This is a genomic window from Achromobacter sp. FW305-C-13, from assembly GCF_058783475.1.
This window is the reverse complement of the sequence record NZ_JBYSYN010000001.1, coordinates 210,623-235,690: the sequence shown is the minus strand read 5'-3', so window position 1 is coordinate 235,690 and position 25,068 is coordinate 210,623. Positions and strand designations below refer to the sequence as shown.

Genomic DNA, 25,068 nt, shown 5'->3' with positions numbered 1-25,068 from the left:
CTTAGCTGGTGAGTTTCTTCAGCACTTCCGCCTTGGCCGTGTCGTAGTCGGCGGCGGTGATCAACCCCTTGTCCAGCAAGTCCTTGAGCTGCTGCAGCCGCGCGACCGGGTCGACAGCCGCGGCAGCCGGCGCGGCCTGCTGGGCAGGCTGCGCTTGCTGGGCCGGCTGGCCCTGGCCTACGCCCAGGCCGGCCGCCATGGTCTGGCCCAGCGCGGCACCGGCCGCCAGGCCCGCACCGATGCCGGCGATGCCGCCTTCGTTCTGCGCCGCCAATGGGATCGACGTGGCCGTCTGGTACTGGGTGAATTTGCCCAGATCGCCCGCCATGCCCATCGAAATCCGCGTATCCAGCGCCTTTTGCAGCTCTTCGGGCAACGACACGTTTTCAACCGTGAAGTTGTCCAGCTTGACGCCGTAACGGTCGAACACCGGCGCCAGTTGTTCGCTGATGCTTTGCGACATCAGGCCCTGGTTGCCGGCGATGTCCAGGAACGGCACCTTGGAGCCGCCCAGCGCCGTCGTCATCGCCGCGACCACCATGTTGCGCAACTGCGCTTCCAGGTCGTCGACGGTGTATTCGTCGCGCGTGCCGCTGATTTCGCGATAGAACTTGGCGGGGTCGGTGATCTGATAGGAATACACGCCAAAGGCGCGCAGCCGCACCATGCCGAATTCGCTGTCGCGCAGCGTCACCGGCTGCGCCGTACCCCAGCGGCGGCCCAGCTGCAGGCGCGTGCTGAAGAAGATCACGTCCGACTTGAAGGGCGACTCGAACAGCTTGTCCCAGTTCTTCAGGTACGTCAGGACCGGCAGCGTCTGCGTGGTCAGCTTGTACATGCCGGGGCCGAACACATCGGCCACCTTGCCTTCGTTGACGAACACCGCCATCTGCGATTCGCGCACGGTCAGGCTGGCGCCGTACTGGATTTCAAAATCCTGCATCGGATGGCGCCAGGCGAGCACGCCATCGCGATCCTCGTTCCATTGCAGGATGTCAATGAACTGCTTGCGGATAAATGAACCGAGACTCATGGATTGTCCTCCCGTGTCAGATCGGATGCGGCGCGCCTGCCTTAAGTCAGGCAGGCGGCGTTGACGACGCCGGCGGACAGCGAGATCGCGCCGATCAGGCCGCCCATGGCGATATTGTTTTGTTCGATGGCTTCGTTCATCCCGCGGATGGTCTGCGCGACCACGACGTACACGACGATCTGCACCACCATGGCGGCAACGCCCCACACCAGGAACATGACGAAGCTGGCGTGCACGGCAATGCTGGAGCACAGGGTGAAGCTGAAACCGACGAGCGCGCCGCCATAGGACAGCACCGCGGCGATATTGCCTTCGCGGATCAGCTCGAATTCCTTGTAGCGCGTCACGGCGGTGTAGACCGCCGTGAAAATGCCCAGCATGACGAGCGCCGAGACGATATAGATCAGATAGGTCACCGCCGGATGCATCGCTTCTCCCATTGCCACCCTCCCAATTGCGCGCAGTATATACGCGGCGTTCGATATACTGCGAACGCATTTTTCGTGTCGGACACCTCATGCGCGACCGCGTTCTCATCCTATCGGTATTGATCGTTGCTTCCTGCGGTTTGGGCTATGAGCTCATCAGCAGCGCGCTGGCCAGCTATTTACTGGGCGATTCGATACTTCAGTTCTCTTCCGTCATCGGCTGCTATTTGTTCGCCATGGGCATCGGCTCATGGTTGTCAAAATATGTAAAAGACGAAGACGTTTTGAATCGGTTTATCGACGTCGAACTGCTGGTCGCATTATTGGGAGGGGTTTCCGCCGCCGTCCTGTTCCTGGTTTTCGCCTGGCTGTCCGCCCCCTTCCGCGCCGCCTTGTACGTGGGGGTGTTCGTCATCGGCCTGATGGTGGGCATGGAAATCCCGCTGGTGATGCGCGTCTTCAACCAGCGCAAGGCCGAATTCCGCGAAATCGTCAGCCGCGTGCTGACGTTCGACTACCTGGGCGCGCTGGCCGTGTCCCTGATCTTCCCGTTGCTGCTGGCGCCCAAGCTGGGCCTGCTGCGCACCAGCTTTCTCTTCGGCATCATGAACGCCAGCGTAGCGCTGTGGACCACCTGGCTGTTTCGCACCGAAATCCGCCGCCCTGGCGAAAAGGCCATCCGCGCCTGCGTGGTGATCGGTTTCCTGGCGCTGGGCTTCATCTATTCCAGCGCCATGACCGCCTGGGCCGAAAAAGGCCTGTACGGCGACGACGTGGTGCACGCGGAAACCACGCCCTATCAGCGCCTGGTCGTGACCCGTTGGCACGACGACCTGCGCCTGTACATCAACAACAACCTGCAGTTCTCGTCGCGCGACGAACACCGCTATCACGAATCGCTGGTGCATCCGGGCCTGCAGACCCTGCCCTGGGCGCGCAATGTGCTGGTGCTGGGCGGCGGCGATGGCCTGGCGGTGCGCGAAATCCTCAAGTACAAGAACATCGAGCACGTGACGCTGGTGGACCTGGACCCCGCCATGACCGGGCTGTTCTCGCGCTCGGAACCACTGGTTAAGCTGAACCAGGGGTCGTTGAAGGACCCGCGCGTCACCGTCATCAATGACGACGCCGGCCGCTGGCTGGAAACCCACGCCGAGGTCTACGACTTCATCGTGGTGGACTTCCCGGATCCGTCGAACTTCGGCCTTGGCCGCTTGTACTCGGTGCCGGTCTATCACCTGATGGCGCGCCACCTGGCCGAAAACGGCTACATGGTGATCCAGTCCACGTCGCCCTACTTCGCGCCGCGCTCTTTCTGGAGCGTGGACGCCACCTTGAAGGAAGCCGGCCTGAACACATGGCCGTACCACACCTATGTGCCGTCCTTCGGCGACTGGGGCTTCATCCTGGCCAGCAAGCGGCGCGACTACACGCCCCCCGACAAGATCACCGTGCCCACGCGCTACCTGGATCCTGCGACCACGCGCGAGCTCTTCCATTTCCCGGCCGACATGCCTGCCCTGGCGATGCCGCCCAATCGCTTGAATGAGCAGTCGCTCGTGCGTTATTTCGACGAGGACTGGCGCAAGGTCATCCGCTGATGAGACGCCGCAGCTTCCTGCTGGGCGCCACCGCCACGGCGGCGGTGGCGGGCACGGCCGGCTATTACCGGTCGCGTATCGTCGAGACCACCCCGGATGTCCATTACCCCGGCATGCGGGCCGGCCACGCCTTGCGCGACGGCGCAACGCTGCCCGTGCCGTCCGCCAGCTACCGGCACGGCGTCGCCATCCTGGGCGCCGGCGTGGCCGGCCTGTCCTGCGCCTGGAAACTGGCGCGGGAGGGCTACACCGATTTCGTCGTGGTCCAAGGCCCGGAATTCGCCGGCAACGCGGCGGCCGGCCGCCAAGGCGAACTGGACTACCCGCTGGGCGCGCACTATCTGCCGCTACCGTCCATGGCGTCGACCCACGTGCGCGAGATGTTGGCCGACTTCGGCATCATCGAACGCGGCGCGGGCGAACTGCGCCCGTACTACGACGAATCCATCCTGGTGCATTCGCCGCAGGAGCGCCTGCTGCGCAACGGGCATTGGGAAGACGGGCTGCTGCCCATGACCGGGCTGCCCGAGGCCGACGTGGCGCAGCACCGTCGGTTCCTGGCGCTGATCGACCAGTTGCACACGCAAGTCGGAAGCGACGGCCGCAAGGTATTCAGCATTCCCATCGTGCTGTCGTCGCAGGACCCCGCGTGGCGCGCGCTGGATGCGATGACGTTCAAGCAGTGGCTGGAGCGCGAAGGCTATACCTCGCCCGCCCTGCACTGGTATCTGAATTACTGCTGCCGCGATGACTACGGCGCGCAGTACGACGTGGTATCGGCCTGGGCCGGCCTGCACTACTTCGCCAGCCGCGACGGCCACGCCGCCAACGCCGGCGAAGGCGCGGTGCTGACCTGGCCCGGCGGCCTGGCCGCGCTGACGGACCGCATGCGGGACGCGATCAACCACAAGCTGGGGCACACCCGTTGGCTGCTTGCGGGCACCGCGGTCCGGGTGACGGAAACGCCCGCCGGCCCGCTCACGACCTGCGTGACGGACGGCCCCACGCCCGGGGCCTACACCGTGCAATCGGGCCGCACGGTCTGCGCCATGCCGCTATTCGTGGCCCAGCGCCTGTTGCCGGACATCCGCGCTTACGGCTATGACCCTGCCGTGCATGCCTCGTCGCATGCGCCGTGGCTGGTGTCCAACTTCGTGCTGGAAGGCTACCCGTTGGAAGCGCCCGGCGAACCGCTGTCGTGGGACAACGTGGTCTATCAAGGCCGCGCGCTGGGGTACGTCGTGTCCACGCACCAACTGCTGCGCGTGACCCGGTCGCCGCGCACGGTATTCACCGCCTATCACGCGCTAAGCGGGCAGACGCCGAATGCCGCGCGGCAATGGCTGGCCACGGCCAGCCCGCAAGCATTGCGCGACGAAGCCGCCGCCGATCTGGTCGCCGCTTATGGCCGCGAGTTCTGGCGCAACGCGCGCCGGCTTGACATCACCGTGCGGGGCCACGCGATGGCCTCTCCGCTATGCGGCTATCTGTCCAACCCGGGACTGGCCGCGCTGCGGAACGTCGACGGGCCGATCCTGTTCGCGCATGCGGACTTGTCCGGCTATTCCGTCTTCGAAGAGGCCTCGTGGTGGGGCGTCGTGGCGGCCGGCCGTATCCTGGGTCAAAAGGTCCCATCGGCCTGACGGACACCTGGCACAATTGTGCTTCAACACCGTGCAGGGGCTGCAATACAATCGCCGTCCTTGACGCTTAAAAGAACGACACATGGGAAAGCACGTCATTGTCCTGGGCGCGGGCATTGTGGGTGTCTGTTGCGCGCTGGAATTGCAGCGCCGAGGCCTCACCGTCACCCTGGTCGACCGGCAGGAGCCTGGCATGGAAACGTCCCTGGGCAACGCCGGCGTGCTGGCGCGCAGTTCGCTGATGCCGTTCAACCATCCCGGCTTGTGGCGCCAACTGCCCCGATTGCTCAAGAACGACACCGTCCAGTTCCGCTACCGCCGCAGCTACCTGGCGAAGAACCTGGGTTGGGCAGCCCGGTTTCTGTTGAACGCCCGACCGGCGGTCTTTCAGGAAACCGCGGCGGCGCTGGACGAACTGATCCGATTGTCGGCTCCGGAACACCTGCGGTTGCTGGACGCCAGCGGCGCCCGGCATCGCCTGCGCGACACCGGCTGGATTTTCCTCTATCGCTCGGAACAGGCCTGGCATGGAGGTGAGCTGTCCCGCCAAGCCTACGCGCAATTCCAGGTTCCGACCCAGACGCTGGCCCCGGCCGAACTGGCCGACCTGGAACCCGCGCTGGCGCCCATCTTTCATCGGGCGTTGTGGATCCAGGGTTCGTATTCGGTAGACGATCCGCATGAAGTGGTCGCGGCCTACGCCGACCTCTTCCGCCGCTCGGGCGGCACGTTCAGGCGTTTGGCAGCCAGCGGCATCCGCCACGACGGCCAGAGCTGGACCGTGCACGGCGCGCGGGGATCTGAAACGCTGCGCGCGGATCAACTGGTCGTGGCGCTGGGGCCCTGGTCCAAAAGCCTGCTGAAGACCACGGGTATCGATCTGCCCATGGCATTCGAACGCGGTTATCACATGCACTACAGCGGCCTGAACGGCGCGCGCGTATCCCGCCCGGTCTACGACACCGGCGGCGGCTATGTGCTGTCGCCCATGGCGCGCGGCCTGCGCCTGACGACGGGGGTCGAGCTGGACGACTGCGAAGCGCCGGCCAGGCCGGTGCAACTGGAATTGTCCGAAGCGCGCGCGCGCGAGGCATTCCCGCTGGGCGAACGGCTGGATCCGGCTGCCTGGCTGGGCCGGCGGCCCACGCTGCCCGACAGCCGCCCGATGATTGGCGAGGCCCCGCGCCATCCCGGCCTGTGGCTGGCCTTGGGCCACCAGCACATCGGATTCAGCACGGCGCCAGGAACGGCGAAAATACTGGGCGAACTGATGTTTGACGCCACCAGCCGAGCGCGCCATCACGCGTTCCGTCCCGGCCGCTTCATCTAAGACCTGTTAACTCTTTCGAGGAGAAGCCGTTGAGCCCGCAACGCCATGTCCCCGCCGGATTCCTGGGCGTGCTGATGCTGGACACCCGCTTTCCGCGGCCCCCGGGCGACGTCGGCAACCGCGAGACCTACTCGCGCGCCGGCATCCCGGTGCGCTTCGTCACCGTGCAAGGCGCCTCGCCGCGCAAGATCGTGCAAGACGCTGACCCGTCCTTCCTGCAGCCCTTCGTGGACGCGGCCGTGGCGCTGGCCGCGCAGGGCGCCCGGCTGATCTCAACCAGCTGCGGGTTTCTGGCCAGGTACCAGACGGTGCTGCAGGCGGCCGTTCCGGTGCCCGTCGTCACCTCCAGCCTGCTGCAATGCCGGGGCCTGGACCGTGTCGGCATCGTGACCTTCGATGCGCAGTCGCTGTCGCGCCCCCTTCTGGACGCCGTGGACGTTCCCGCCGACGCAGTCGTCGAGGGCATCGCGCCCGGCTGCGAGATGCACGCGCGCATCCTGGCTAACGCCCCCGAGATGGATCTGGCCGAAGTCGAACGCAATGTGGTGGATGCCGCCCGGCGCCTCGCGGCGCGCGATTCCGGCCTGCGCAACATCGTGCTGGAGTGCACCAACATGCCGCCCTACCGCGATGCCGTTGCCCGCGCCACCGGCCTGCCCGTGCATGACATCGAAACCTTGCTTCTGGCGCGCTGGCGCGAGCTGCCCTAGGCGCTGCGACACGCCCCCTGTCCTGCGACAAAAAAAAAGCGCGCGGCCTTTGCGGGCCGCGCGCTTTTGCTTGAACCGGACGGAATCAGCCGAGCAACAGCGCGTCGTCCGACAGCTTCTCGCCACGCACGCGTTCGAACATCGCCAGCAGGTCCGGCACGTCCATGCCGCGGCGCTCGTCGCCGGACACGTCCAGCACAACCTGGCCTTGATGCAGCATGACCGTGCGGTCGCCCACGTCCAGCGCCTGGCGCATGCTGTGGGTAACCATCATGGTGGTCAGCTGGTTCTCTGCGACGATGCGGGCCGTCAACTGCAGCACGAAGTCCGCCGTGCGCGGGTCGAGCGCCGCGGTGTGCTCGTCCAGCAGCAGGATGCGCGACGGCTGCAAGGCCGCCATCAGCAGGCTGACCGCCTGGCGCTGGCCGCCCGACAAGAGACCGATGCGGTCGGTAAGGCGGTTTTCCAACCCCAGGCCCAGGGTGGACAGGCGTTCGCGGAAACCGTCCTTCATCGATGCCTTGACGGCCCGGCCATAACCGCGCCGTGCGCCGCGCATTTGCGCCAGCGCCATGTTTTCTTCGATGGTCAGGTCTTCGCACGTGCCGGCCATCGGATCCTGGAACACGCGGGCCACGCGGCCGGCGCGCGCCCAGACGGGCTGGCGCGTGACGTCCACGCCATTGATGTCGATGCGGCCCGAATCGACCGGCAGGTCGCCCGACACGGCGTTCAGGAACGTGGACTTGCCGGCGCCGTTGGAGCCGATGACAGTCACGAACTGGCCCGACGGGATTTCCAGCGACATGCCGCGCAGAGCGCGGGTCTCGATGGGCGTGCCGGCGTTGAAAGTAATCTTGAGATCTTTAGCGGACAACATTTAAGTACTCCATTGTGCAGTCGCAGCACCTGCGCCGCGGAGCCGGCTTTGCCGGTCCGCCAGCGGCGCCCCCTTGAGGGGGAAGCGCCGCAGGCGCTTCGGGGGTGGGCTCATCCCTTCTTGCCGACCAAGCGGCGCTTGAGCATCGGGATGACCAGGGCGACTGTGACCAGCACCGCCGTGACGAGGTTCAGGTCTTGTGCTTTCAGGCCGATGAAATCGCTGTTCAACGCCAGGGCGATGAAGAAGCGGTAGACGATGGCGCCAATGATGACGGCAAGCGTCGCCAGCACCAGTTTTCGCGACGGCAGGATGCTTTCGCCGACGATCACCGCGGCCAGGCCGATCACGATGGTGCCGATGCCCATCGAGATGTCCGAACCGCCTTGCGTCTGTGCGAACAGCGCGCCGGCCAGGGCGACCAGCGCGTTCGACAACGCCATGCCGCCCAGGATCATGCGACCGGTGTTGACGCCCTGCGCGCGGGCCATGCGGCCGTTGGAGCCGGTGGCGCGCACGGCCAGCCCGGTCTGCGTGGCGAAGAACCAGTCCAGCGCCAGCTTGGCCAGGATCACGATCACGATCAGGATCAGCGGGCGGGCGACGTAGTCCGAAATCCAGCCCGGCTGCAGGATCGTGAAGACAGTGGGTTCGGTGATCAGCGGCACGTTGGGCTTGCCCATGATGCGCAGGTTGATCGAGTACAGCGCGATCATCATCAGGATGCTGGCCAGCAGATCCATGATCTTGAGCTTCACGTTCAACCAGCCCGTGACCAGCCCAGCGGCCGCGCCGGCGAAGGTGGCGATGATGGTGGCCGAAAACGGATCGGTGCCCGACGCGATCAGCGTGGCACAGACGGCGCCGCCCAGCGGGAAGCTGCCGTCAACGGTCAGGTCGGGGAAGCGCAGCAGGCGAAAGGAGATAAACACGCCCAAGGCCACCAGGCTGAAGATCAGCCCGATCTCCAACGCGCCTAACAACGAGAACAATGACATGGGTCAAATCCAATCAGGGTAAGGAAGGTGCATATTAAAGACTTGAAACGTCGGATTTCTTGCGTTTGGGGGTCAGTTTTACCCCAGCTTTCGCAATAAACGTTTCCCGGGCCGCCATTTTCGCTTGTTTCCTGCCAAAGCGTCTCCACGCGTGTCGGCAATGCCGCAAGCGGAGTCGTAGAAGACCGTTCAGGGAGCAAAAACGCCCGGTGCGGCACGCGCCGCGTTGGCGGGGCACCTGGCAATTCAAGACCAGCAGACTGCGCCGGGCCGCGAGCATCTTGTGAACGCTGCCGCCCTGAAGACCTGGGGGTAAGGCAAGACACCAAAAAAACCTAACAAAAACCCCGCGCACGCCGGATAGGCGTGGCGGGGTCCGCGCGGAACCGCTTTATTTCACGACCACCGCGGCCGACTTGATGATGGCATCCGACAAGGTCACGCCTTGCTTGGCGGCCGCGCCCGGATTCACATACAGCTCAAGCTTGGAGATCGTTTCCGACGGGATCGCGCCGGGCTTTTCGCCCTTCAGGATGCGCACGACCACCTTGCCCGTCTGCACGCCCAGGTCGCGGTAGTTGATGCCCAGGGCGGCGATGCCGCCACGCTTGACGCTGTCGGTGTCCGAGGCGATCAGCGGGATCTTGGCGTCGTTGCCGACCTTCACCAGCGATTCGTAGGCCGACACGACGTTGTTGTCGGTGTTGGTGTAGATGACGTCGACCTTGCCGATCAGGCTGCGCGCGGCGGAAGCCACGTCGACCGAACGCGGGGCGGCGGCTTCGACCAGGCTCATGCCGTACTTGGGCAGGATTTCCTGGAGCTTCTTCACGACCACGACCGAATTGGCTTCGCCCGGGTTGTAGACCATGCCCACGCGCTTGGCGTTGGGGACGATCTTCTTGATCAGGTCAACCTGCTTGTCCAGAGCCAGCAGGTCCGACACGCCGGTTACGTTGGTGCCCGAGGCGTCCATGCTGGCAACCAGCTGGGCGGCAACGGGATCGGTCACGGCGGAATACACCACCGGCACGTCCTTCGTGGCGGCCACGACGGCTTGGGCCGACGGGGTGGCGATCGCAACGATGGCGTCGGGCTTGTCGCCCACGAACTTGCGGGCGATCTGCGCGGCGGTGCCGTTGTTGCCCTGCGCGCTTTGATATTGCCACTTCAGGTTCTTGCCCGCTTCATAGCCGGCTTGCTTGAGCGCGTCTTGCACGCCGTCACGCACGGCGTCCAGCGCCGGGTGCTCGACGATGGCGGTGATTGCCACCGACTTCTGCTGCGCGGCCACAGGCGCGGCGATAGCCATCGCCAGCGCCATGGCGCCAACCGTCAGAAAATGTTTTTTTCCGATCAGCATACTAAGCTCCTTGAACCCTTGATCGTTGTTCGTTGGGGGTTGTCGTGGGGGTTTCGTGGGGGGTTTCGTCGTTATGGCTGCATCGGCGGCTTCCCGCCTGTTTGGCTAGCCATAAAGCCGTATAGTCTAACTTGCCGCCAAGCAAAATAACTTGGGGGGAATCCCTGAAATGGTGCATGCCGCTCACCGCATGCCCCACACCGGGGCACGCGGCGCCAATATACTAAACCGGCGGCGGGCCACCCTTTCCCGGCAGCCTGCCGCCGCATCCAAAGGCCCTACCATGATCAAACGCGCTCTAGGCCGTTCCGGCCTGCAAATCCCCCCACTCACCTTCGGCGGCAACGTCTTCGGCTGGACCGTCGACGAAGCTGGCACGTACTCGCTGCTGGACGCCCTGGTCGACGCGGGCCTGAATTTCATCGACACCGCCGACGTCTATTCGCGCTGGGTCCCGGGCAACCAGGGCGGCGAATCCGAAACGCTGATTGGCAAATGGCTCAAGCGTTCCGGCAAGCGCGACCGCGTGCTGATCGCCACCAAAGTCGGCATGGAGATGGGGCCCGACGCCCGCGGCCTGGCGCCCGCCTACATCCGCCGTTCGCTGGAAGCGTCGCTGGCCCGCCTGCAGACGGACCATGTGGACCTGTACCAGTCCCACAAGGACGATCCCGATACGCCGCTGACCGACACGCTGGCGGAATACGCCAAGCACCTCGAATCCGGCAAGGTGCGTGCCATCGGCGCGTCGAACTACACGGCCGTGCGCTTGTCCGAAGCGCTGATCACGGCGGAACGGCACGACCTGCCGCGCTATGAAAGCATCCAGCCGGAATACAACCTGTACAGCCGCGAGCCCTTCGAATCTGGCTTGCAGAGCCTGGTGAAGACCCAGCAGATGGGCACGATCAACTACTACGCGCTGGCCAGCGGCTTTCTCAGCGGCAAGTACCGCAGCGCGGCCGACGTGGGCAAAAGCGCGCGCGGCCAGAAGATTGTCGACACGTACCTGAACGACCGGGGCCTGCGCATCCTGAAGGCGCTGGACGAGGTTTCCGAGGACGCCGGCTGCACGCCTGCGCAGGCCGCGCTGGCCTGGCAGATCGCGCAGCCCGGCATCACCTCGCCCATCGTCAGCGCCACCTCGATCGCCCAGCTGGACGAACTGGTCAAGGCCGCCAGCCTGACGCTGACGCATGACCAGTTGACCAAGCTCAGCCAGGCCAGCGAGTGGCGCTAGGCGTCAGAAGCGCTGGGTCAGCGTGACCAGCGCGGCGCGGCCTTCGCCATAGAAGACCGAGTTGTAGAAGCCCATGGAGCGGTAGTACTTCTTGTCGGCCAGGTTGCGCACGTTCAGTTGCAGCTGCGTCTTGTCCGAGAAGTTGTACTGCGCCATCAGATCGAACAGCGCATAGGGCTTCTGCACGATCGAGCCGGATTGCAGGCCGTAATAGGTCTGCGCACTGGTCTGGCTCTGCCACCGCACGCCGCCGCCCACCGTCAGCTTGTTCCACGCGCCCGGCAAGCGGTATGCCGTGCTCAGTTTCAGCAGCTGCTCGGGCTGGGTGGTCTGCACCTTCTTGCCGGTGTTGTCCTTGGACTGGCGGTACGTGTAGCCCAGGAAGACGTTCCAGCCCGGCATCACTTCGCCGGCCACCTCGGCCTCGAACCCGCGTGTGCGGGTTCCGTCCAGGATGTAGTACCAGCCGTCGTCGTGCGCATAGTCGTAGCCGCCGTACTCGGCGACATCCTTCTGATCGGTCTGGAACACCGCCACGGACGCGTTCAGGCGGCCGTCCAGATACGACGCCTTCAGACCCGCTTCGTAGTTGTGGCCATATGCCGGCCCCGCCATCTCCCACGTCTGCGTCTTCACCATCTGCGGCTGGAAGATGTTGGTGTAGCTGGCGTAGGCGGTATAGGTGTCGTTCAGGTCATAAGTCACGCCCACATACGGCGTGACCTCGGAGTACGTGTGGGAATAGCCCGTCACGCCCCAGCTGGTTTCCGTCGATTCCCAACGGGTCCAGCGCGCGCCGGTCAACAGGTGCAGGCGGTCAGTCAGGCCCAGGCGCAGCGTGCCGTAGACGCCCGTCTGCTCGTTGCGGTTAGTCTGCGACAGCGCCAGGATGTCCCAGTTCGGCGCGGGCCAGTCGCCCGTCCAGTTCTTCACGTCGGGAATGGGGTAGGTCGCCTGGTCCGAGGTGTCCCAGCTTTGGTTCCACGCCTTGATGACCGAATGCGAAAAGCCCATGTTGAACTGATGGCGGCGGCCGAAAGCGTCGAAGTCACCGTCCATCGAGCCGCCGACCACGTCCTGGTCACTGCCGCCGACGAACTTGCGCAGCAGCGGCGGCGTCGAGAAGCCGTCGATGGTCACCGGCACGTCGGACGTGAACAGCAGCGGCGCGTCGAACTTGTTTTCCAGGCGGGTGTACGACAGGCGGGCGTTCCAGCCGTTGGCGAATCCGTGGTCGATCTGCGCGAAGTACTCGTGCGAATCGGTGTCCCAGCGCGACCATTTGGCGCCCATGGCCTGCCCCTTCGGCCAGTCGATCGGCTTGCCATTGGCGTCCAGGGCCGGCAAGCCGCCCCAGCTGATGCCGCTGGGACGCGTGCGCTGCACCGAACCGCCCACGCTGATGGTGGTGGCCTCGGCCACGTCCGCCTCGATGATGCCGTAGAGCACATCGCGCTTTTTCTTGTAGAGGTCCATGGTGTCGCCGCGCCGTTCCTTGGCGCCGACGATGCGCCCGCGCACCGAGCCGGATTCATTGAACGGCGTGGACAGGTCCACTTCGCCGCGGTAGGTGTCTTCGGTGCCGGCCGACAGCTTGAAGTCGCCCTGGAATTCGCGCGTGGGCCGCTTGCGGATGAAATTCACCGAACCGCCGGGGTTGCCGGTGCCGCTCATCAGGCCGGTCGCGCCGCGGATGATCTCCACATGGTCATAGATGACGGGATCCAGGTTGCCGTCGCCGAATTGGTAGATGCCGTTCAGCGGCTTGACCACGCCGTCGAACTGGAACGTGTCCATGGAAAAGCCGCGCGAGTAGTAGCTCAGCCGCTCGGACTCCGCCTGCTGCACGTTCATGCCGGTGGCGTTTTCCATGACGTCGCGTACCGACGTGATGGACCGGTCGTCCATCTGCTGGCGGGTCAGCACGCTGGTCGATTGCGGCGTCTCGCGCTGCGACAGCACCAAGCCGTTGGCCGAACGCATCCAGTCGGCGGTGTACAGCCCGGTGCCTTCGGTCGTGGCGCCCGCCCCCAACACGACCACCGGCGCCAGCTGGGTCGCCTGCTGGCCATCCACGCGCTGCAAGAGGTAATCGCCGTCCGCCCGGCGCACGGCTTCAAGTCCAGTGCCCGCCAGCAATGCGGCAAAGCCCTGGTCCACGCCGTACCCGCCCTGCAGGCCGGCCGTCTCCATGCCCACGGCCAGCGCGGGGTCGAACGACAGCAGCACCTGCGTTTGCTGGGCAAAGCTGGACAGGGCCGCCCCCAGCGAGCCCGCAGGCACGTTCACGCTGTGGCGGGCCGCGGCCACGGCGCCCGCGGACTGGGCCTGGGCGGGCGCGGGCGACACCGCGGCGCCGGCCATCGCGGCCAGCACCAACGCGGCAAACGCCTTGACACGCAGACCCGCCGGCGCGGCGGAATGGGAAGGGAAAAAGGGCAGAGACATTTCGTTGGGTTCCAGGCGAAGTGATGTGTTGCTTCACCCGTATGCCAATCGAGAATGCAAAAGTGACAGCGTGGTTCAGGTTTTTTTTGCCGCCGGGGCGCCCTTCCTCATTTTGGCCGGAGCACGACCCAGTAGCGCGTGTATCGGTCGGCGCGCACCGGCAGCGCGCGCTCCACCGCGGCCAGGACGCGGTCGGTGTCGCCCAATGGGAACGATCCTGAAATGCGCAGGCCCGCCACCGCCGGATCGCACACCAACCGGCCCTTGCGATAGCGGCTGAGTTCATCGACGAACGCATCCAGCCGCATCGCGTCGGCAAACAGCGCACCCTGGACCCAGGCGTCGGCGTGCGGCGCGGGCCTTGCGGCCTGAACGGTGCTTGCATTGAAATAGGTGCCGGCGCCCGCCTCCACGACCCGCGCGGCGCCCTCGCCGCCCGCCGCGGGTTCGATCCGGACCGCGCCTTCCGTCACGGCAACCCAGGCCTCGCCCTCCAGCAGACGCACCACGTAGCGGGTGCCGAGCGCGGTGATCCGCCCCAGCGGCGTGGCGACCGCGAGCGGGCGGCCCGGAACCGCAGGGTCCGCATGGGACGCGATATGCAACTCCCCCTTGCGCAGGACGATCAATCGCTGCGCGGCGTCAAAGCGCACGTCGGCCGCGCTGTCGGTATTCAGGGTAAGCACACTGCCGTCGGACAACGTGGTGACGCGGCGTTCGCCCACAACCGTGCCAAAGTCCGATGTCCAGGTCCGCCACGGCAGGCCGGCCGCCGCCGCCCCGCCCACGCCCAGCGCCAGCGACAAGGCCTTCAAGGCCTGGCGTCGGCCGCGCGACGGAACACGGTCCAGCACTGCCAGCCCGGCCTGTGGTTCGACCTGGCCGAACTGGCGCCCGAGCATCTCCACGCGGTCCCACGCCAGCCGATGCAGCGGGCTGGCGTCGATCCAGCGGCGACAGGCTGCGCCGTCCTCCGGGGTCGCCTCATCGGCGCCCAGGCGGACGAACCAGATACTGGCTTCGCGGATGACCGATTGCGGCAGTTCGGCCCGAGCCGTGGCGCGCCGGCTCACCAGGCCGCCAGGCAGTGCTGCATGGCGCGCGCCAGGTATTGGCGCACCGAACTGACCGACACCTGCATGCGCTCGGCGATCTCGCCATGGCGCAGGCCTTCCAGCTGTGCCAGCAGGAACGCCTTGCGCACCTTGGCCGGCAGTCCGTCGAGCAGGCGGTCGATTTCGATCAGCGCTTCCAGTGCCAGGGCGCGGCGCTCGGGCGATGGCGCGAACGCGTCTTCGACCAGCGCCAGGCTGTCCAGATACGCGCGTTCGATGTCGCGGCGGCGGAACAGATTGACCATCAGGCCGTGCGCGATGGTCGTCAGATAGGCACGCGGCTCGCGCAAGGTGCGCGTGTCGTCATCCCGCACCAGCACTTTCAGGTAGGTGTCGTGGGTCAGGTCGGCCGCGTCGAACGGGCACCCCGTCTTGCGGCGCAGCCAGTCGCGCAACCATGACTGGTGCTGAATGTAGAGCCCCTCGACGGGGGTTGGGGAACCGCTTTGACTCATGGCATTCGACGGACCGGAAAGCAGATTTACCAATGATAACGATTATCAATAGTAATCGGAAACCGGTCCGTGCGAGTGCATTAATCCAGCTTGACGCCGGAATCCTTCACGACTTTTGCCCAGCGATCCACCTCGCTGTCGACGAATTTGCCGAAATCGGCGCCCGTCAGCGTGGGGATCGACGACCCGTTGCCGGCCCAGGTTTCCTTGATCTTCGGCGTGTTCAAGGCCTTGGTGATTTCCACGGCCATCTTGTCGACGGCCTCTTTCGGCGTGCCGGCCGGCGCCCAGATGGCGTACCAGGTCGACACGACGTAGTTGGGCACGCCGGCCTCGGCGGCGGTCGGGACATCGGGCAAGGACGCCGAGCGCTCGGTGGCGGCCACCGCCAAGGGCTTGATCACGCCCGCGCGGATATGGCCGGACGACGAACCCAAGCCGTCGAACGCCAGGTCCACCTGGCCGCCGATCAGCGCCGACAGCATCGGACCCGCGCCCTGGTAGGGCACGTCGACCAGCTTGATCCCGGTCTGCATGGCGAAGAGTTCGCCGGCCAGGTGGTGCGTGCTGCCTTTGCCGGCCGTGCCGTAGTTGATTTCGCCAGGATGCTTCTTGGCGTAGTCGATGAATTCCTGCAAGGTCTTCACCGGCAGCTTGGTGGCGTTGATGACCACCACCTGCGGCGGCTGGGCCACCAGGGCGACGGGCACGAAATCCTTCTGGATGTTGTAGTTCAGGCTCTTGTACAGCGACGGGGCCAGCGCGTGGTGCGCGCCGCCCATGAAGAAGGTATAGCCGTCGGGCCGCGCCTTGGCGGCCACGCCTGCGCCAACCGTGCCGCCCGCCCCGCCCTTGTTGTCGATGACCACCGCCTGACCCAACTGCGTGGTCAGTTGCTGGGCCAGCGGACGGGCGAAGGTGTCGGTGCCCCCGCCTGCGGGGAACGGGACGATCAGCGTGATGGGACGCTCGGGCCATTGCGCGGCGGCGATGCCGCCGAAACCCAGGGCGGCCACGGCGAACACGGCCGCGGCGGTCTTGCGATATGTCATGTTGTCTCCTCTTTGCTGCATCATGGGGACGGCGCGGTTTTGTGCGTCTCGTCTCTTGAAATTCTTATGGAATGAAGCTGCCAGGACGGCGTTGCGTTGGGTGGGGATGGACCTCCTTGAATAAAAAAATGCCGGCCCATCGGGACCGGCATCCTGGCAGGCGTCAAAGCGCCTTATAGGTTTCGCGCAGCACGTTCTTTTGCACCTTGCCCATGGTGTTGCGCGGCAGCTGGTCAATGATGTGCACGCGCTTGGGCACCTTGAAGTTCGCGATGCGCGACTTCAGCTCAAGCTGCATGGCGCCTGCGTCCAGCGACACGCCGTCCTTGGGCACCACCACGGCCACCACGGCTTCGCCGAAGTCCGCGTGCGGCACGCCGATGACGGCCGATTCCGCCACGCCGGGCATGTCGTCGATCAGGGTCTCGATCTCTTTCGGGTAGACGTTGAAGCCGCCCGAGATGATCAGGTCCTTGCTGCGGCCAACGATGGACAGGTAGTCGGCCGGCACGTCGCGCCCGGCGGATTCCCCGCCCCAGCGGCCCACATCGCCCGTCTTGAACCAGCCGTCTTCCGTGAATTCTTCACGGGTCTTTTCCGGCATGCGCCAGTAGCCCGAGAACACGTTGGGGCCGCGCACCTGCACGTTGCCGATTTCACCCGGCGCCAGCGCAATGCCCGCGTCGTCAACCACGCGCACCTGCACGCCCGGCAGCGCGCGTCCAACCGTGCCGGCCAGGCGCTCGCCCAGCTTCGGGTCGTAGGGGTTGGACGTCAGCATGACGGTTTCGCTCATGCCGTAGCGTTCCAGGATGGCGTGGCCGCTGCGGGACTTGAAGTCGGAAAACGTTTCGGCCAGCAGCGGGGCGGAACCCGAAATGAACAGGCGCATCTTGGCGCACACGGCGCGGTCGAAACGCGGATCCGCCAGAAGGCGCACGTAGTAGGTCGGCACCCCCATCATCACCGTGCTTTGCGGCAGGTAGTGCAGCGCCTGGTCGGCATCCAGCTTGGGCAGCCAGATCATCTTGGCGCCGGCCAGCAAGGCGCCGTGCGAAGCCACGAACAGGCCATGCACGTGGAAGATGGGCAGCATGTGCAGCAGCACGTCGTCTTCGCGCCAGCCCCAGTATTCGTGCAGCACCTGCGCGTTGGCCGCCAGGTTGCCGTGCGACAGCATCGCGCCCTTGCTGCGGCCGGTGGTGCCGGACGTGTACAGGATGGCGGCCAGGTCATCCGGCTTGCGGGCCACGGTCTTGAAGGTTTGCGGCAAGCCGCCGGCGGCCGCCAGCAGCGTGCCGGTGCGGTCCTCGTCCAGCGTGTAGACGTGAGCGCAACCGGCGCGATCGGCCGCGCGCTGTACCCAGTCACGATTCTTGCTGGCGCAGACCACCACGGCCGGCTCGGCATTGCCCAGGAAGTATTCGATCTCTGATTCGCGGTACGCGGTGTTCAACGGCAGATACACCAGGCCGGCGCGCAGCGTGGCCAGGTACAGCAGCAGCGCTTCGGGCGACTTTTCGACTTGCACCGCCACGCGCGAGCCGGCCGGCAGGTCCAGCGACGTCAGCAGGTTGGCCAGGCACGCGCTGGCGCGATCGATGTCATCCCAGGTGTATTCAAGGTCGGGCGTTTCCAGCGCGACTTTGCTGCGGTCTTCGGGAAAGCCGCCTTGCAGGACAGCATAGAGGTTGGCGTTGCTCACCTTGGTCAGTCTCCGGAAAAGGAAGGGTCTACACCGGCCAGGAAAGCGCGCACGCCCTCCTTGTGGTCCCGGCTTTCGGCATAGGAGAAATAATCCTGATACTCGTCCTCGGTCAAGGCGCCGCCTTGGGCCAGCCTTGCGGACAAGCGCTTGTTGATGCGGGCGGCCAGCGGCGCGCCCTGGGCGATGCGGTCGGCGCTGCGGCGCGTGGCCTCGGCAACCTGATCATCCGCCACGATGCGGGTCAGGAGGCCCAGTCCTTGCGCCTCTTCGGCGCCGAACACGCGGCCTTCCAGCAGGATGGCCAGCGTGGCCGCACGGCCGGCCAGCGCCAGCAGCCCGCGCATTTCATCGGGCGCCATGGGAAAGCCCAGCCGGTTGATGGGTACGCCGAAGCGCGCCGACGCCCCTGCGATGCGCAGGTCGCATTGGCTGGCGATCTCCAGACCCCCGCCCACGCACACGCCTTCGATCTGCGCGATGACGGGATGCGGGCATTGGGCCACGGCCCGCAGCGCGGGCGCCAGGATGTCGCGGTGATAGCGTTGCACGCCTGCCATATCGGCGCGCTGGGCAGGAAACTCGCGGATGTCCGCGCCCGCGGCGAAGTTGCCGCCCTCGCCGCGCACGATCACGCAGCGCAGGGCGTCGTCGGCGGCAAGCTGCGTGAACACATCTTGCAGTTCACGCCACATGCCCACCGTTATCGCGTTCAGGCGACCGGGGTGCGACAGCGTCACCCAGGCCAGCGCCCCCTCGCGTTCCAGCCGCACGCGGCCAGTCACGTCTTCCGTCATGTCCCCTGCCCTTTTCTTCTTGATGGATGGCGCCGGGTATCCGGCGGTCAGGCCACGCGGCCCACGCTGCGGCTGACTTGCGGCTTGCCTTCGCCCAGCTTGGCCAGATTCGTGTCCAGCTCGTCCAGGTCGTACAGATAGTTGACCATCAGGCCGCAAGACTGCTTGAGCCCCTTCTGCGACGTGTCAGCCGCCCAGTTCAGGCGTTCGATGCGCGCGCCGTTGCCCAGGTGGAAACGCGCCACGGCGTCCAGCGGCAAATTGTTCTTCATGGATTGCAGATAGCTGGCGGCAAGGCGGAAACCCGCGCGCTTGACCACGTCCGACGTGCGGCCTTGCGCAGCCTGGGCCAGACGCGACACCCAGCGCTGCCCGTCCGGCACGCCTTCGCGCTTGCGTTCCTTGGCGCGCGCCTTGTCTTCACGCACGATGGCCTCGACGGATTCGGCGTCCAGCTTGCCGAGCCAGTCGGAAAACCCCGGAATCGGCGACAAGGTGGCGAACGACTTCAGCTTGGGCAGTTCGTCCAGCAATTGCTCGACCACGCGCTTGAGCAGGAAGTTGCCGAAGCTGATGCCCTTCAAGCCCGGTTGCGTATTCGAGATGGAATAGAAGATCGCCCAGCGCGCCTTGTCCAGGTCCTGCGGCGGCAGCGTGCTGTCCAGCAGCACCTGCACGTTGTCGGCCATCTGGCTGGCAAACGCCACTTCCACAAAGATGAGCGGCACGCCCGGCATCTGCGGGTGGAAGTACGCGTAGCAACGACGGTCGGGTGACACGCGGCGGCGCAGGTCGTCCCACGACGTGATTTCATGCACGGCTTCGTACAGGATCAATTTTTCCAGCAGCGACGCCGGCGAATCCCAGGTGAGCGGACGCAGCTCCAGCAGGCCCACGTCGAACCAGGCCGACAAGAGGCCTTCGAGCTCTTTGTCCAGGCTCTGGATACCCGCGACCTGCTTGCGCCAGCGCAGCATGTCGGCGCGCAGCTCCACCAGGAAGCGCAGGCCTTGCGCCTGGGCGTTGAAGCGCTTGAACAAGCGCGTGCCTTCGCCGCCCTCGCCCGCGTAGGTGGCCCGCACCTGCGCCAACGCGGCCAGCATCAGCCGGCGGTCCTTGCCGTCGGCTGCGCTGTACTGCTCGCACCAGCGGCGCGCCAGCTTGTTCGCAGCCACGTCCGTCAGGCGCGCCTCGAACAGGCGCCGCACTTCGGATTCGCTGGGCAGGCGCCCGCGCTCCCACAGGCGGCCCAGCCGCGTCATCAGGCTGGCGCTTTCGGCGGCCGATGCGGCGTCGATCGCTTCGGCCTCGGGCTCAGGCGTGCGTGCGCCCCGCGCGGGCGCGAGATTGGCGGGTACGGACATGGGCGGGCTCCTGGATGACGATGGGATCGGATAACGCCGGATCGGCGGCGTCTTCATTGGCTAATGCGCGCAGCGCTTCCAGCTGCCGCATCAAATGGGTGTGCGCGAGCGCCTGCGCGGCGTCGCTGTCATGCGCTTTTAAGGCGGCGAAGATGGCCAGGTGTTCGGCGCAGGACTGTTCGATGCGACCCGGCCGCGCCAGGCTGCGGTGCCGCGACAGGCTAAGCACCTTGCGCAGGTTGCCCACCATGTCCGTCAGCCACTGGTTGCCCGACAAGGCCTGCACGGCTTCGTGGATCAGGTAGTTGGTCTGGTAATAGGCGTCGATGCGGCCGGCCTTGGCATGGCCCGCCAGTTCGGCGTGCAGGGGCTCAAGCGCCGCCAGTTCCGCGTCGCTGGCCTTGCGTGCGGCCTCGAAGGCGCAGCGCCCTTCCAGCATGGCCATCAGCGGAAAGATGTCTTCCAGGTCTTGCGTGGACAGTTCGTTGACGAAGCATCCACGCCGCGGTTCCAGCCGCACCAGCCCTTCGGTGGCCAGCACCTTCAAGGCTTCGCGCAGGGGGGTGCGGGAAATGCCCAGCTCGCCCGCCAGCCGCATTTCGTCAATCCATTCGCCGTTGCTCAGCGCGCGCGCATGGATCATGGCGCGCAGCCGATCCGCGACTTCCAGGTACAGGGCTTGACGGACGATAGGTTGGCTCATGGGGGACGGCTTTGGCTGCGCCGTAATTCATAATTATGAATAAGCCCATGATAGAGCCCGGCGGGCGGAAAGGTAAACCCCCTTCCGCCCCGTGACTACCCTAATAAGATTTTGGGCGCCCGCGCGTTAGAAATGCAGCACGCCGTCCACGGCGTGACGGGTCAGCGCCCGCGCCCAGCGACGCGCGGGCAGGCCGTACTTGGCTTCCACGACCTCGGCGCGTTCCAGCAGTTCCGCCGGGGTGATCGCCAGGCTGGGGCCCGAAAAGGCCAGCACGATCTGGTTGCCCGCGTCGATTTCCGGCAGCAGCACCACGCGGTCATCGAACGCCTTGGACAGGTTGTCGATGTTCTTGCCGAAGCTGTCGTGGCGGCCAAACAGGTTGACCGCCAGCACCCCCACATCCCCCAGTACACGGCGGCAGTCGCGGTAGAACTTCACGCTGTCGCGCACCGGCCCTTGGGCCGCGGCGTCATACAGGTCGACCATCAGCACCGGGCAGCGTCCGGCGTTCATCGGGTCGGCCACCCATGCTCCGGCATCCGCGTGCTCGACCGTCAGCCGGTTTTCGCCCGGCAGGCGGAAGAACATGTGGCAAGCCGCCGTCACGCGCGGGTTCCATTCCACCGCCAGCAACGGGCTGCGCGTGTGCTTCACGCAGAACCGCACGAGCGATCCCGCGCCCAGGCCCAGCATGCCGATGGCCTCTTCCTTGGGCGGTTCCAGGAACAGCAGCCAGGCCATCATCTGCCCGGTGTATTCCAGCACCAGTTCCGACGGATTCTTGATGCGCATCGCACCCTGGACCCATTCGGTGTTGAAGTGCAGATAGCGGACGCCATCCACTTCGGACAGCGTCGGCTGGTCCAATTCAGAGGGGAAGTTCGATTTATTCATGGCGGGATTGTAGGTCGGACGCCGCCTGGCGTCAGGCGGCCCGCCCAGTCCGCCATCAGACGCGATACCTCCGCCTCGCATCAGATGGCGGAAGCGACCGCCTCTTCCTCTGCCGCGCCATCCCAGATTCGCTCCAGCAGCTCCGCGCAAGACGCCTCGGCATGCAGGCTGGCCGACAGGCGCAACACCCGCTTCAGATACAAGTGGACGTCGCATTCCCAGGTCACGCCCATCGCGCCATGCACCTGGATGGCATTCTGCGCAGCGCGACGCCCGCCCTCCACCGCCAGCAAGGGCACGTACAGGCTGTCGCGATCGGCGGAAAAATCCCTGGCATCGTGCGCCGACGCCGCCGCCATGCCGGCAAGCCGCGCGTCATCCAGCGCCATCCAGTCATCGGCCAGGCGATGCTTGATCGCCTGGTTGGCGCCGATGGCGCGGTCGAACTGGCGGCGCTCGCGGGCATAAGCCGCGGCCATGTCCAGCGCGGCGGATGCCGCGCCCAGCAATTCGGCCGAGCGCAGCAGGCACAGCCGCGTCCGCAGCCGCTGCCAGGTGCCGGCATTGACCTGCACATCGATGCGATCCAGCAATTCGGGGCGCGCCACCTGAGCCACCGGCATCGTGGGATCCAGGCCCGCGACGCCCGTCGCCGGCGCATACCGCTCCAGCCGCAAGGCCTGCGGGCCGATGTTGCGCACCGCAAGCGCCGGCACGCCGTCGCCCGCGCCCTCGAAAAAGGCGGACCCATCCGGGCGCAACGCCGCGTCGGCGAAATACGCGCCGCCTTCCATCATCGTGCGCGCCCATTGCGCGGGTGCGCCCTCCAGGCCGGCCTCGCACAAGGTGGGCAGCACGACCATATTGGCCACCAGCGGCAGGCTGAGCAGATGCCGCCCGGCGGCCTCGGCCACGATCCAGGCTTCGCGCAGGCCCAATCCCAGGCCGTCGGACGCGGTGGGCGCCAGCAGCGCGGGCCAGCCTTGCGCCGCGATGTCGGCCCACAGGGCCAGCCGGGCCTCAGCCGCGGGGCCACCCGCGCCGCGCGCCACGGCAGGCGGATGGCGATCGGCCAGGAAGCGCTGCGCCGCGTCTTGCAGCATGCGCTGGTCTTCAGTCAGGGGCAAAGTCATGTCAGCCTTTGGGCAAGCCCAGCATTTGCTCGGCGATGATGTTTCGCTGGATCTCGGACGTGCCGGCAAGAATGGTTTCCGCGCGCGACCACAGGTAGGCATGCGCCAGCGCCGCCGCTTGCTCGTCAGCGCCCTCCGCCAGGCAAGCCGTTTCGCCCAGCAGTTGCATCGACAGTTCCAGCAGGCGCTGGTGCGCCTCGCTCCAGTGGATCTTGGTGGATGAGCCTTCCGGGCCGGGCGGGTCGCCCCGCATGGCGGCGCTTAGCGCGCGCTGCGATTTCAGCGCCAGCACATGGCTGTCGGCCGCCAGCCGCGCCCACTTGTGGCGGACGGCCGCGGACGAGGCCGGCACGTGCCCGTACGCATCGGGGCGCAGCGCCAGGCGGCGCACCACAGCCAGCTCCTGGGCAAAGCGCACCAGACGGGGAATGAAGTAGGTGCCGCGCTCGAAGCTGGCGGCGGCCATCGCCACTTTCCAGCCCTGGTTCGCCTCTCCCAGCAGCAGGTCCTGCGGCACGAAGACGTCCTCGAAGAACACCTCGCAGAATTCGGCTTCGCCGGTGATCTGCCTGATGGGTTCCACGCGAACGCCAGGGCTGCGCATGTCTACCAGCAGGAAACTCAGGCCACGGTGCTTGGGCGCCTGCGGATCGGTGCGCGCCAGGACGAAGCACCACTGCGCGCGGTCGGCGAACGACGTCCAGATCTTGTGGCCATTCAGCCGGTAGCCGCCCGCCACCGCTTCTGCGCGCGTGCGCACCGATGCCAGGTCGGACCCGGCGCCCGGCTCCGAATACCCCTGACACCAGACCTCGCGGTTGGCCAGGATGCCGGGCAGGAAACGCCGCTTTTGCGGCTCGGTGCCAAAGTGCAGCAAGGTCGGCGCCAGAATGCCGTGACCGATCAGGTTCACGCCCAACGGCGCACCGCAGCGCGCATGCTCTTCATGGAACACGGCCTGGCGCGACAGCGGCAAGTCCTGCCCGCCGTACGCCTTTGGCCACCCCAGGCCGGACCAGCCATTGGCGCACAGGGTGTCTTCCCAGGCGCGCCGAAAATCCAGGTCGCGCGGCGCCGCGCCGCCCGGCCAATCCCGGGCAAAACGGGCATAGGCCGAAGCCAGCCAGCCGCGCAGTTCCTGGCGGAAAGCGGCGTCATCCTGCGCCGCGCTCTCCCATCGACTCATGCGTACTACTCCAGGCGGATGTTGGACTCGCGCGCCACCTTGGCCCAGGTGGTCACGTCTTGCCGGATGAAGGCGGAAAACGTCTTGGGATCGCTGCCGATGATGTCCAGCCCCAGTCCCACGAACTGCGCCTTCACATCGGGTTGCGCGAGGATCTGCGCCAGGTTCTGGTAGAGCTTGTCGATCACCGGCTGCGGCGTGCGCGCGGGGGCCACCAGGCCCAGCCACGGCATGGCCGAATAACCCGGCAAGCCCGAGGCCGCCACCGTCGGCAGGTCCGGCACCGAGGCCGACTGCCGCGTCGTGGTCACGGCCAGCGCACGCAGCTTGCCGTCCTTGACGAAGGGGCCCGACGACGCCCAGGCGTCGAACATCACCTGGATGCGTCCGGCCACCAGATCGTTCAGCGCGGGCGCGCTACCCTTGTACGGGATATGCGCCATCTGCGTGCCCGCCATGCTGTTGAAGAGTTCGGCTTCCAGGTGCGTCGAGCTGCCGGTGCCGACCGAGCCGTAGCTGACCTTGCCCGGGTTGGCCTTCAGGTAGACGATCAGTTCCCCCACGTTCTTGGCCGGGATCGACGGATGCACTTCCAGCACGTGCACGACCGACGCCACCTGGCTGACCGGCGCGAAGTCCTTGATGGGGTCGTAGTTGACCTTGGCGTAGATGCTGGGCGCAATGCCCAGCGACGACGCCGCCATCAGCAAGGTGTAGCCGTCGGGCTCGGCGCGCGACACGTAGTCGGACGCGATCATCGTCCCACCGCCCGGCTTGTTCTCGACAATCACGGTCTGCCCCAGCTTCGCCGTCAGGCGTTCGGCCAGCAGTCGGCTCATGATGTCCGCCGCGCCGCCCGGCGAAAACGGCACTACGATGCGTACGGGACGGGTGGGATACGGATCCTGGGCAAGCGCCGGGTTCGCGACGCCGATGCAGGCCAGCGCGACGCCGGCCAATAGTCTCTTCATCATGCTTGTCTCCTCC

Annotated in this window: 22 protein-coding genes; 5 read left to right on the top strand and 17 right to left on the bottom strand. The window is 66.2% G+C overall.

What is annotated here, in order from left to right; all coding sequences use genetic code 11:
* Position 1 precedes the first annotated feature (1 nt).
* Together AC3WMU_RS01100 and AC3WMU_RS01095 are read right to left on the bottom strand one after the other, a co-directional pair.
* Entirely contained in the window at positions 2 to 1,033 is a 1,032-nt protein-coding gene (locus AC3WMU_RS01100; protein WP_006225657.1) for an SPFH domain-containing protein, read from the bottom strand.
* 41 nt (positions 1,034 to 1,074) lie between these two features.
* The gene (locus AC3WMU_RS01095; RefSeq protein WP_006225656.1) at positions 1,075 to 1,461 is read right to left on the bottom strand and encodes a DUF350 domain-containing protein; all 387 of its coding nucleotides are present in this window, start codon (positions 1,459 to 1,461) and stop codon (positions 1,075 to 1,077) included.
* An 89-nt stretch (positions 1,462 to 1,550) separates the two neighbouring features.
* Between AC3WMU_RS01095 and AC3WMU_RS01090 the strand changes: the two genes are divergently transcribed.
* From AC3WMU_RS01090 to AC3WMU_RS01075, 4 genes are all read left to right on the top strand, one after another.
* Positions 1,551 to 3,062, top strand: coding sequence for a polyamine aminopropyltransferase (locus AC3WMU_RS01090; protein ID WP_006225655.1), 1,512 nt, complete (start codon positions 1,551 to 1,553; stop codon positions 3,060 to 3,062).
* Positions 3,062 to 4,705, top strand: a complete 1,644-nt coding sequence (locus AC3WMU_RS01085; protein ID WP_492281662.1) for an NAD(P)-binding protein — start codon at positions 3,062 to 3,064, stop codon at positions 4,703 to 4,705. Before AC3WMU_RS01090 ends, AC3WMU_RS01085 begins: the two co-directional genes overlap by 1 nt.
* An 82-nt stretch (positions 4,706 to 4,787) precedes the next feature.
* On the top strand, positions 4,788 to 6,035 hold the full coding sequence (locus AC3WMU_RS01080) for an NAD(P)/FAD-dependent oxidoreductase (protein WP_006225653.1): 1,248 nt from the start codon (positions 4,788 to 4,790) through the stop codon (positions 6,033 to 6,035).
* A 29-nt stretch (positions 6,036 to 6,064) separates the two neighbouring features.
* Positions 6,065 to 6,745, top strand: coding sequence for an aspartate/glutamate racemase family protein (locus tag AC3WMU_RS01075; protein ID WP_006225652.1), 681 nt, complete (start codon positions 6,065 to 6,067; stop codon positions 6,743 to 6,745).
* 85 nt (positions 6,746 to 6,830) lie between these two features.
* Here AC3WMU_RS01075 and AC3WMU_RS01070 read toward each other — a convergent pair whose 3' ends face one another.
* From AC3WMU_RS01070 to AC3WMU_RS01060, 3 genes are all read right to left on the bottom strand, one after another.
* Positions 6,831 to 7,625, bottom strand: a complete 795-nt coding sequence (locus AC3WMU_RS01070) for an ABC transporter ATP-binding protein (RefSeq protein ID WP_006225651.1) — start codon at positions 7,623 to 7,625, stop codon at positions 6,831 to 6,833.
* Positions 7,626 to 7,735: 110 nt separating this feature from the next.
* Positions 7,736 to 8,623 (bottom strand): ABC transporter permease, encoded by an 888-nt coding sequence (locus AC3WMU_RS01065; protein ID WP_006225650.1) that lies wholly within the window; start codon positions 8,621 to 8,623, stop codon positions 7,736 to 7,738.
* Positions 8,624 to 9,014: 391 nt separating this feature from the next.
* Complete coding sequence (locus tag AC3WMU_RS01060; RefSeq protein ID WP_006225649.1) at positions 9,015 to 9,986, bottom strand: ABC transporter substrate-binding protein; 972 nt, start codon at positions 9,984 to 9,986, stop codon at positions 9,015 to 9,017.
* 283 nt (positions 9,987 to 10,269) lie between these two features.
* Between AC3WMU_RS01060 and AC3WMU_RS01055 the strand changes: the two genes are divergently transcribed.
* Complete coding sequence (locus AC3WMU_RS01055; RefSeq protein WP_492281661.1) at positions 10,270 to 11,226, top strand: aldo/keto reductase; 957 nt, start codon at positions 10,270 to 10,272, stop codon at positions 11,224 to 11,226.
* 3 nt (positions 11,227 to 11,229) lie between these two features.
* Here the strand turns inward: AC3WMU_RS01055 and AC3WMU_RS01050 are convergent, their stop codons facing one another.
* The 12 genes from AC3WMU_RS01050 to AC3WMU_RS00995 all read right to left on the bottom strand — a co-directional run bounded on the left by AC3WMU_RS01050 (position 11,230) and on the right by AC3WMU_RS00995 (position 25,055).
* The gene (locus AC3WMU_RS01050) at positions 11,230 to 13,674 is read right to left on the bottom strand and encodes a TonB-dependent siderophore receptor (protein WP_454677402.1); all 2,445 of its coding nucleotides are present in this window, start codon (positions 13,672 to 13,674) and stop codon (positions 11,230 to 11,232) included.
* Positions 13,675 to 13,781: 107 nt separating this feature from the next.
* Positions 13,782 to 14,747 (bottom strand): FecR domain-containing protein, encoded by a 966-nt coding sequence (locus AC3WMU_RS01045; RefSeq protein ID WP_006225646.1) that lies wholly within the window; start codon positions 14,745 to 14,747, stop codon positions 13,782 to 13,784.
* Positions 14,744 to 15,244, bottom strand: coding sequence for a sigma-70 family RNA polymerase sigma factor (locus AC3WMU_RS01040; RefSeq protein ID WP_492281660.1), 501 nt, complete (start codon positions 15,242 to 15,244; stop codon positions 14,744 to 14,746). The genes AC3WMU_RS01045 and AC3WMU_RS01040 overlap by 4 nt, the downstream gene beginning before the upstream one ends.
* Before the next feature lie 80 nt (positions 15,245 to 15,324).
* Positions 15,325 to 16,296, bottom strand: a complete 972-nt coding sequence (locus tag AC3WMU_RS01035; protein WP_006225644.1) for a Bug family tripartite tricarboxylate transporter substrate binding protein — start codon at positions 16,294 to 16,296, stop codon at positions 15,325 to 15,327.
* Between the two features lie 163 nt (positions 16,297 to 16,459).
* Positions 16,460 to 18,001, bottom strand: coding sequence for a malonate--CoA ligase (locus AC3WMU_RS01030; protein ID WP_424624880.1), 1,542 nt, complete (start codon positions 17,999 to 18,001; stop codon positions 16,460 to 16,462).
* Positions 18,002 to 18,006: 5 nt separating this feature from the next.
* Positions 18,007 to 18,798, bottom strand: coding sequence for an enoyl-CoA hydratase/isomerase family protein (locus tag AC3WMU_RS01025; protein ID WP_006225642.1), 792 nt, complete (start codon positions 18,796 to 18,798; stop codon positions 18,007 to 18,009).
* Between the two features lie 47 nt (positions 18,799 to 18,845).
* The gene (locus AC3WMU_RS01020; protein ID WP_280026758.1) at positions 18,846 to 20,162 is read right to left on the bottom strand and encodes a malonyl-CoA decarboxylase domain-containing protein; all 1,317 of its coding nucleotides are present in this window, start codon (positions 20,160 to 20,162) and stop codon (positions 18,846 to 18,848) included.
* The gene (locus AC3WMU_RS01015; protein WP_006225640.1) at positions 20,113 to 20,865 is read right to left on the bottom strand and encodes a GntR family transcriptional regulator; all 753 of its coding nucleotides are present in this window, start codon (positions 20,863 to 20,865) and stop codon (positions 20,113 to 20,115) included. Before AC3WMU_RS01015 ends, AC3WMU_RS01020 begins: the two co-directional genes overlap by 50 nt.
* A gap of 126 nt (positions 20,866 to 20,991) precedes the next feature.
* The gene (locus AC3WMU_RS01010) at positions 20,992 to 21,762 is read right to left on the bottom strand and encodes a class I SAM-dependent methyltransferase (RefSeq protein ID WP_006225639.1); all 771 of its coding nucleotides are present in this window, start codon (positions 21,760 to 21,762) and stop codon (positions 20,992 to 20,994) included.
* An 80-nt stretch (positions 21,763 to 21,842) separates the two neighbouring features.
* A complete protein-coding gene (locus tag AC3WMU_RS01005) occupies positions 21,843 to 22,895 on the bottom strand; it encodes an acyl-CoA dehydrogenase family protein (RefSeq protein ID WP_454677405.1) in 1,053 nt (350 codons plus the stop codon).
* 1 nt (position 22,896) lies between these two features.
* The gene (locus tag AC3WMU_RS01000) at positions 22,897 to 24,081 is read right to left on the bottom strand and encodes an acyl-CoA dehydrogenase family protein (protein ID WP_492281659.1); all 1,185 of its coding nucleotides are present in this window, start codon (positions 24,079 to 24,081) and stop codon (positions 22,897 to 22,899) included.
* 5 nt (positions 24,082 to 24,086) lie between these two features.
* Positions 24,087 to 25,055, bottom strand: coding sequence for a Bug family tripartite tricarboxylate transporter substrate binding protein (locus tag AC3WMU_RS00995; RefSeq protein WP_035213480.1), 969 nt, complete (start codon positions 25,053 to 25,055; stop codon positions 24,087 to 24,089).
* Positions 25,056 to 25,068: the final 13 nt, after the last annotated feature.

Bases quoted from the DNA above. Each gene is read 5' to 3' on its own strand.
- AC3WMU_RS01100 (WP_006225657.1), bottom strand. From the start codon at position 1,033: ATGAGTCTCGGTTCATTTATCCGCAAGCAGTTCATTGACATCCTGCAA.
- AC3WMU_RS01095 (WP_006225656.1), bottom strand. From the start codon at position 1,461: ATGCATCCGGCGGTGACCTATCTGATCTATATCGTCTCGGCGCTCGTC.
- AC3WMU_RS01090 (WP_006225655.1), top strand. From the start codon at position 1,551: ATGCGCGACCGCGTTCTCATCCTATCGGTATTGATCGTTGCTTCCTGC.
- AC3WMU_RS01085 (WP_492281662.1), top strand. From the start codon at position 3,062: ATGAGACGCCGCAGCTTCCTGCTGGGCGCCACCGCCACGGCGGCGGTG.
- AC3WMU_RS01080 (WP_006225653.1), top strand. From the start codon at position 4,788: ATGGGAAAGCACGTCATTGTCCTGGGCGCGGGCATTGTGGGTGTCTGT.
- AC3WMU_RS01070 (WP_006225651.1), bottom strand. From the start codon at position 7,625: ATGTTGTCCGCTAAAGATCTCAAGATTACTTTCAACGCCGGCACGCCC.
- AC3WMU_RS01065 (WP_006225650.1), bottom strand. From the start codon at position 8,623: ATGTCATTGTTCTCGTTGTTAGGCGCGTTGGAGATCGGGCTGATCTTC.
- AC3WMU_RS01060 (WP_006225649.1), bottom strand. From the start codon at position 9,986: ATGCTGATCGGAAAAAAACATTTTCTGACGGTTGGCGCCATGGCGCTG.
- AC3WMU_RS01055 (WP_492281661.1), top strand. From the start codon at position 10,270: ATGATCAAACGCGCTCTAGGCCGTTCCGGCCTGCAAATCCCCCCACTC.
- AC3WMU_RS01050 (WP_454677402.1), bottom strand. From the start codon at position 13,674: ATGTCTCTGCCCTTTTTCCCTTCCCATTCCGCCGCGCCGGCGGGTCTG.
- AC3WMU_RS01040 (WP_492281660.1), bottom strand. From the start codon at position 15,244: ATGAGTCAAAGCGGTTCCCCAACCCCCGTCGAGGGGCTCTACATTCAG.
- AC3WMU_RS01035 (WP_006225644.1), bottom strand. From the start codon at position 16,296: ATGACATATCGCAAGACCGCCGCGGCCGTGTTCGCCGTGGCCGCCCTG.
- AC3WMU_RS01025 (WP_006225642.1), bottom strand. From the start codon at position 18,798: ATGACGGAAGACGTGACTGGCCGCGTGCGGCTGGAACGCGAGGGGGCG.
- AC3WMU_RS01020 (WP_280026758.1), bottom strand. From the start codon at position 20,162: ATGTCCGTACCCGCCAATCTCGCGCCCGCGCGGGGCGCACGCACGCCT.
- AC3WMU_RS01015 (WP_006225640.1), bottom strand. From the start codon at position 20,865: ATGAGCCAACCTATCGTCCGTCAAGCCCTGTACCTGGAAGTCGCGGAT.
- AC3WMU_RS01010 (WP_006225639.1), bottom strand. From the start codon at position 21,762: ATGAATAAATCGAACTTCCCCTCTGAATTGGACCAGCCGACGCTGTCC.
- AC3WMU_RS01005 (WP_454677405.1), bottom strand. From the start codon at position 22,895: ATGACTTTGCCCCTGACTGAAGACCAGCGCATGCTGCAAGACGCGGCG.
- AC3WMU_RS01000 (WP_492281659.1), bottom strand. From the start codon at position 24,081: ATGAGTCGATGGGAGAGCGCGGCGCAGGATGACGCCGCTTTCCGCCAG.
- AC3WMU_RS00995 (WP_035213480.1), bottom strand. From the start codon at position 25,055: ATGATGAAGAGACTATTGGCCGGCGTCGCGCTGGCCTGCATCGGCGTC.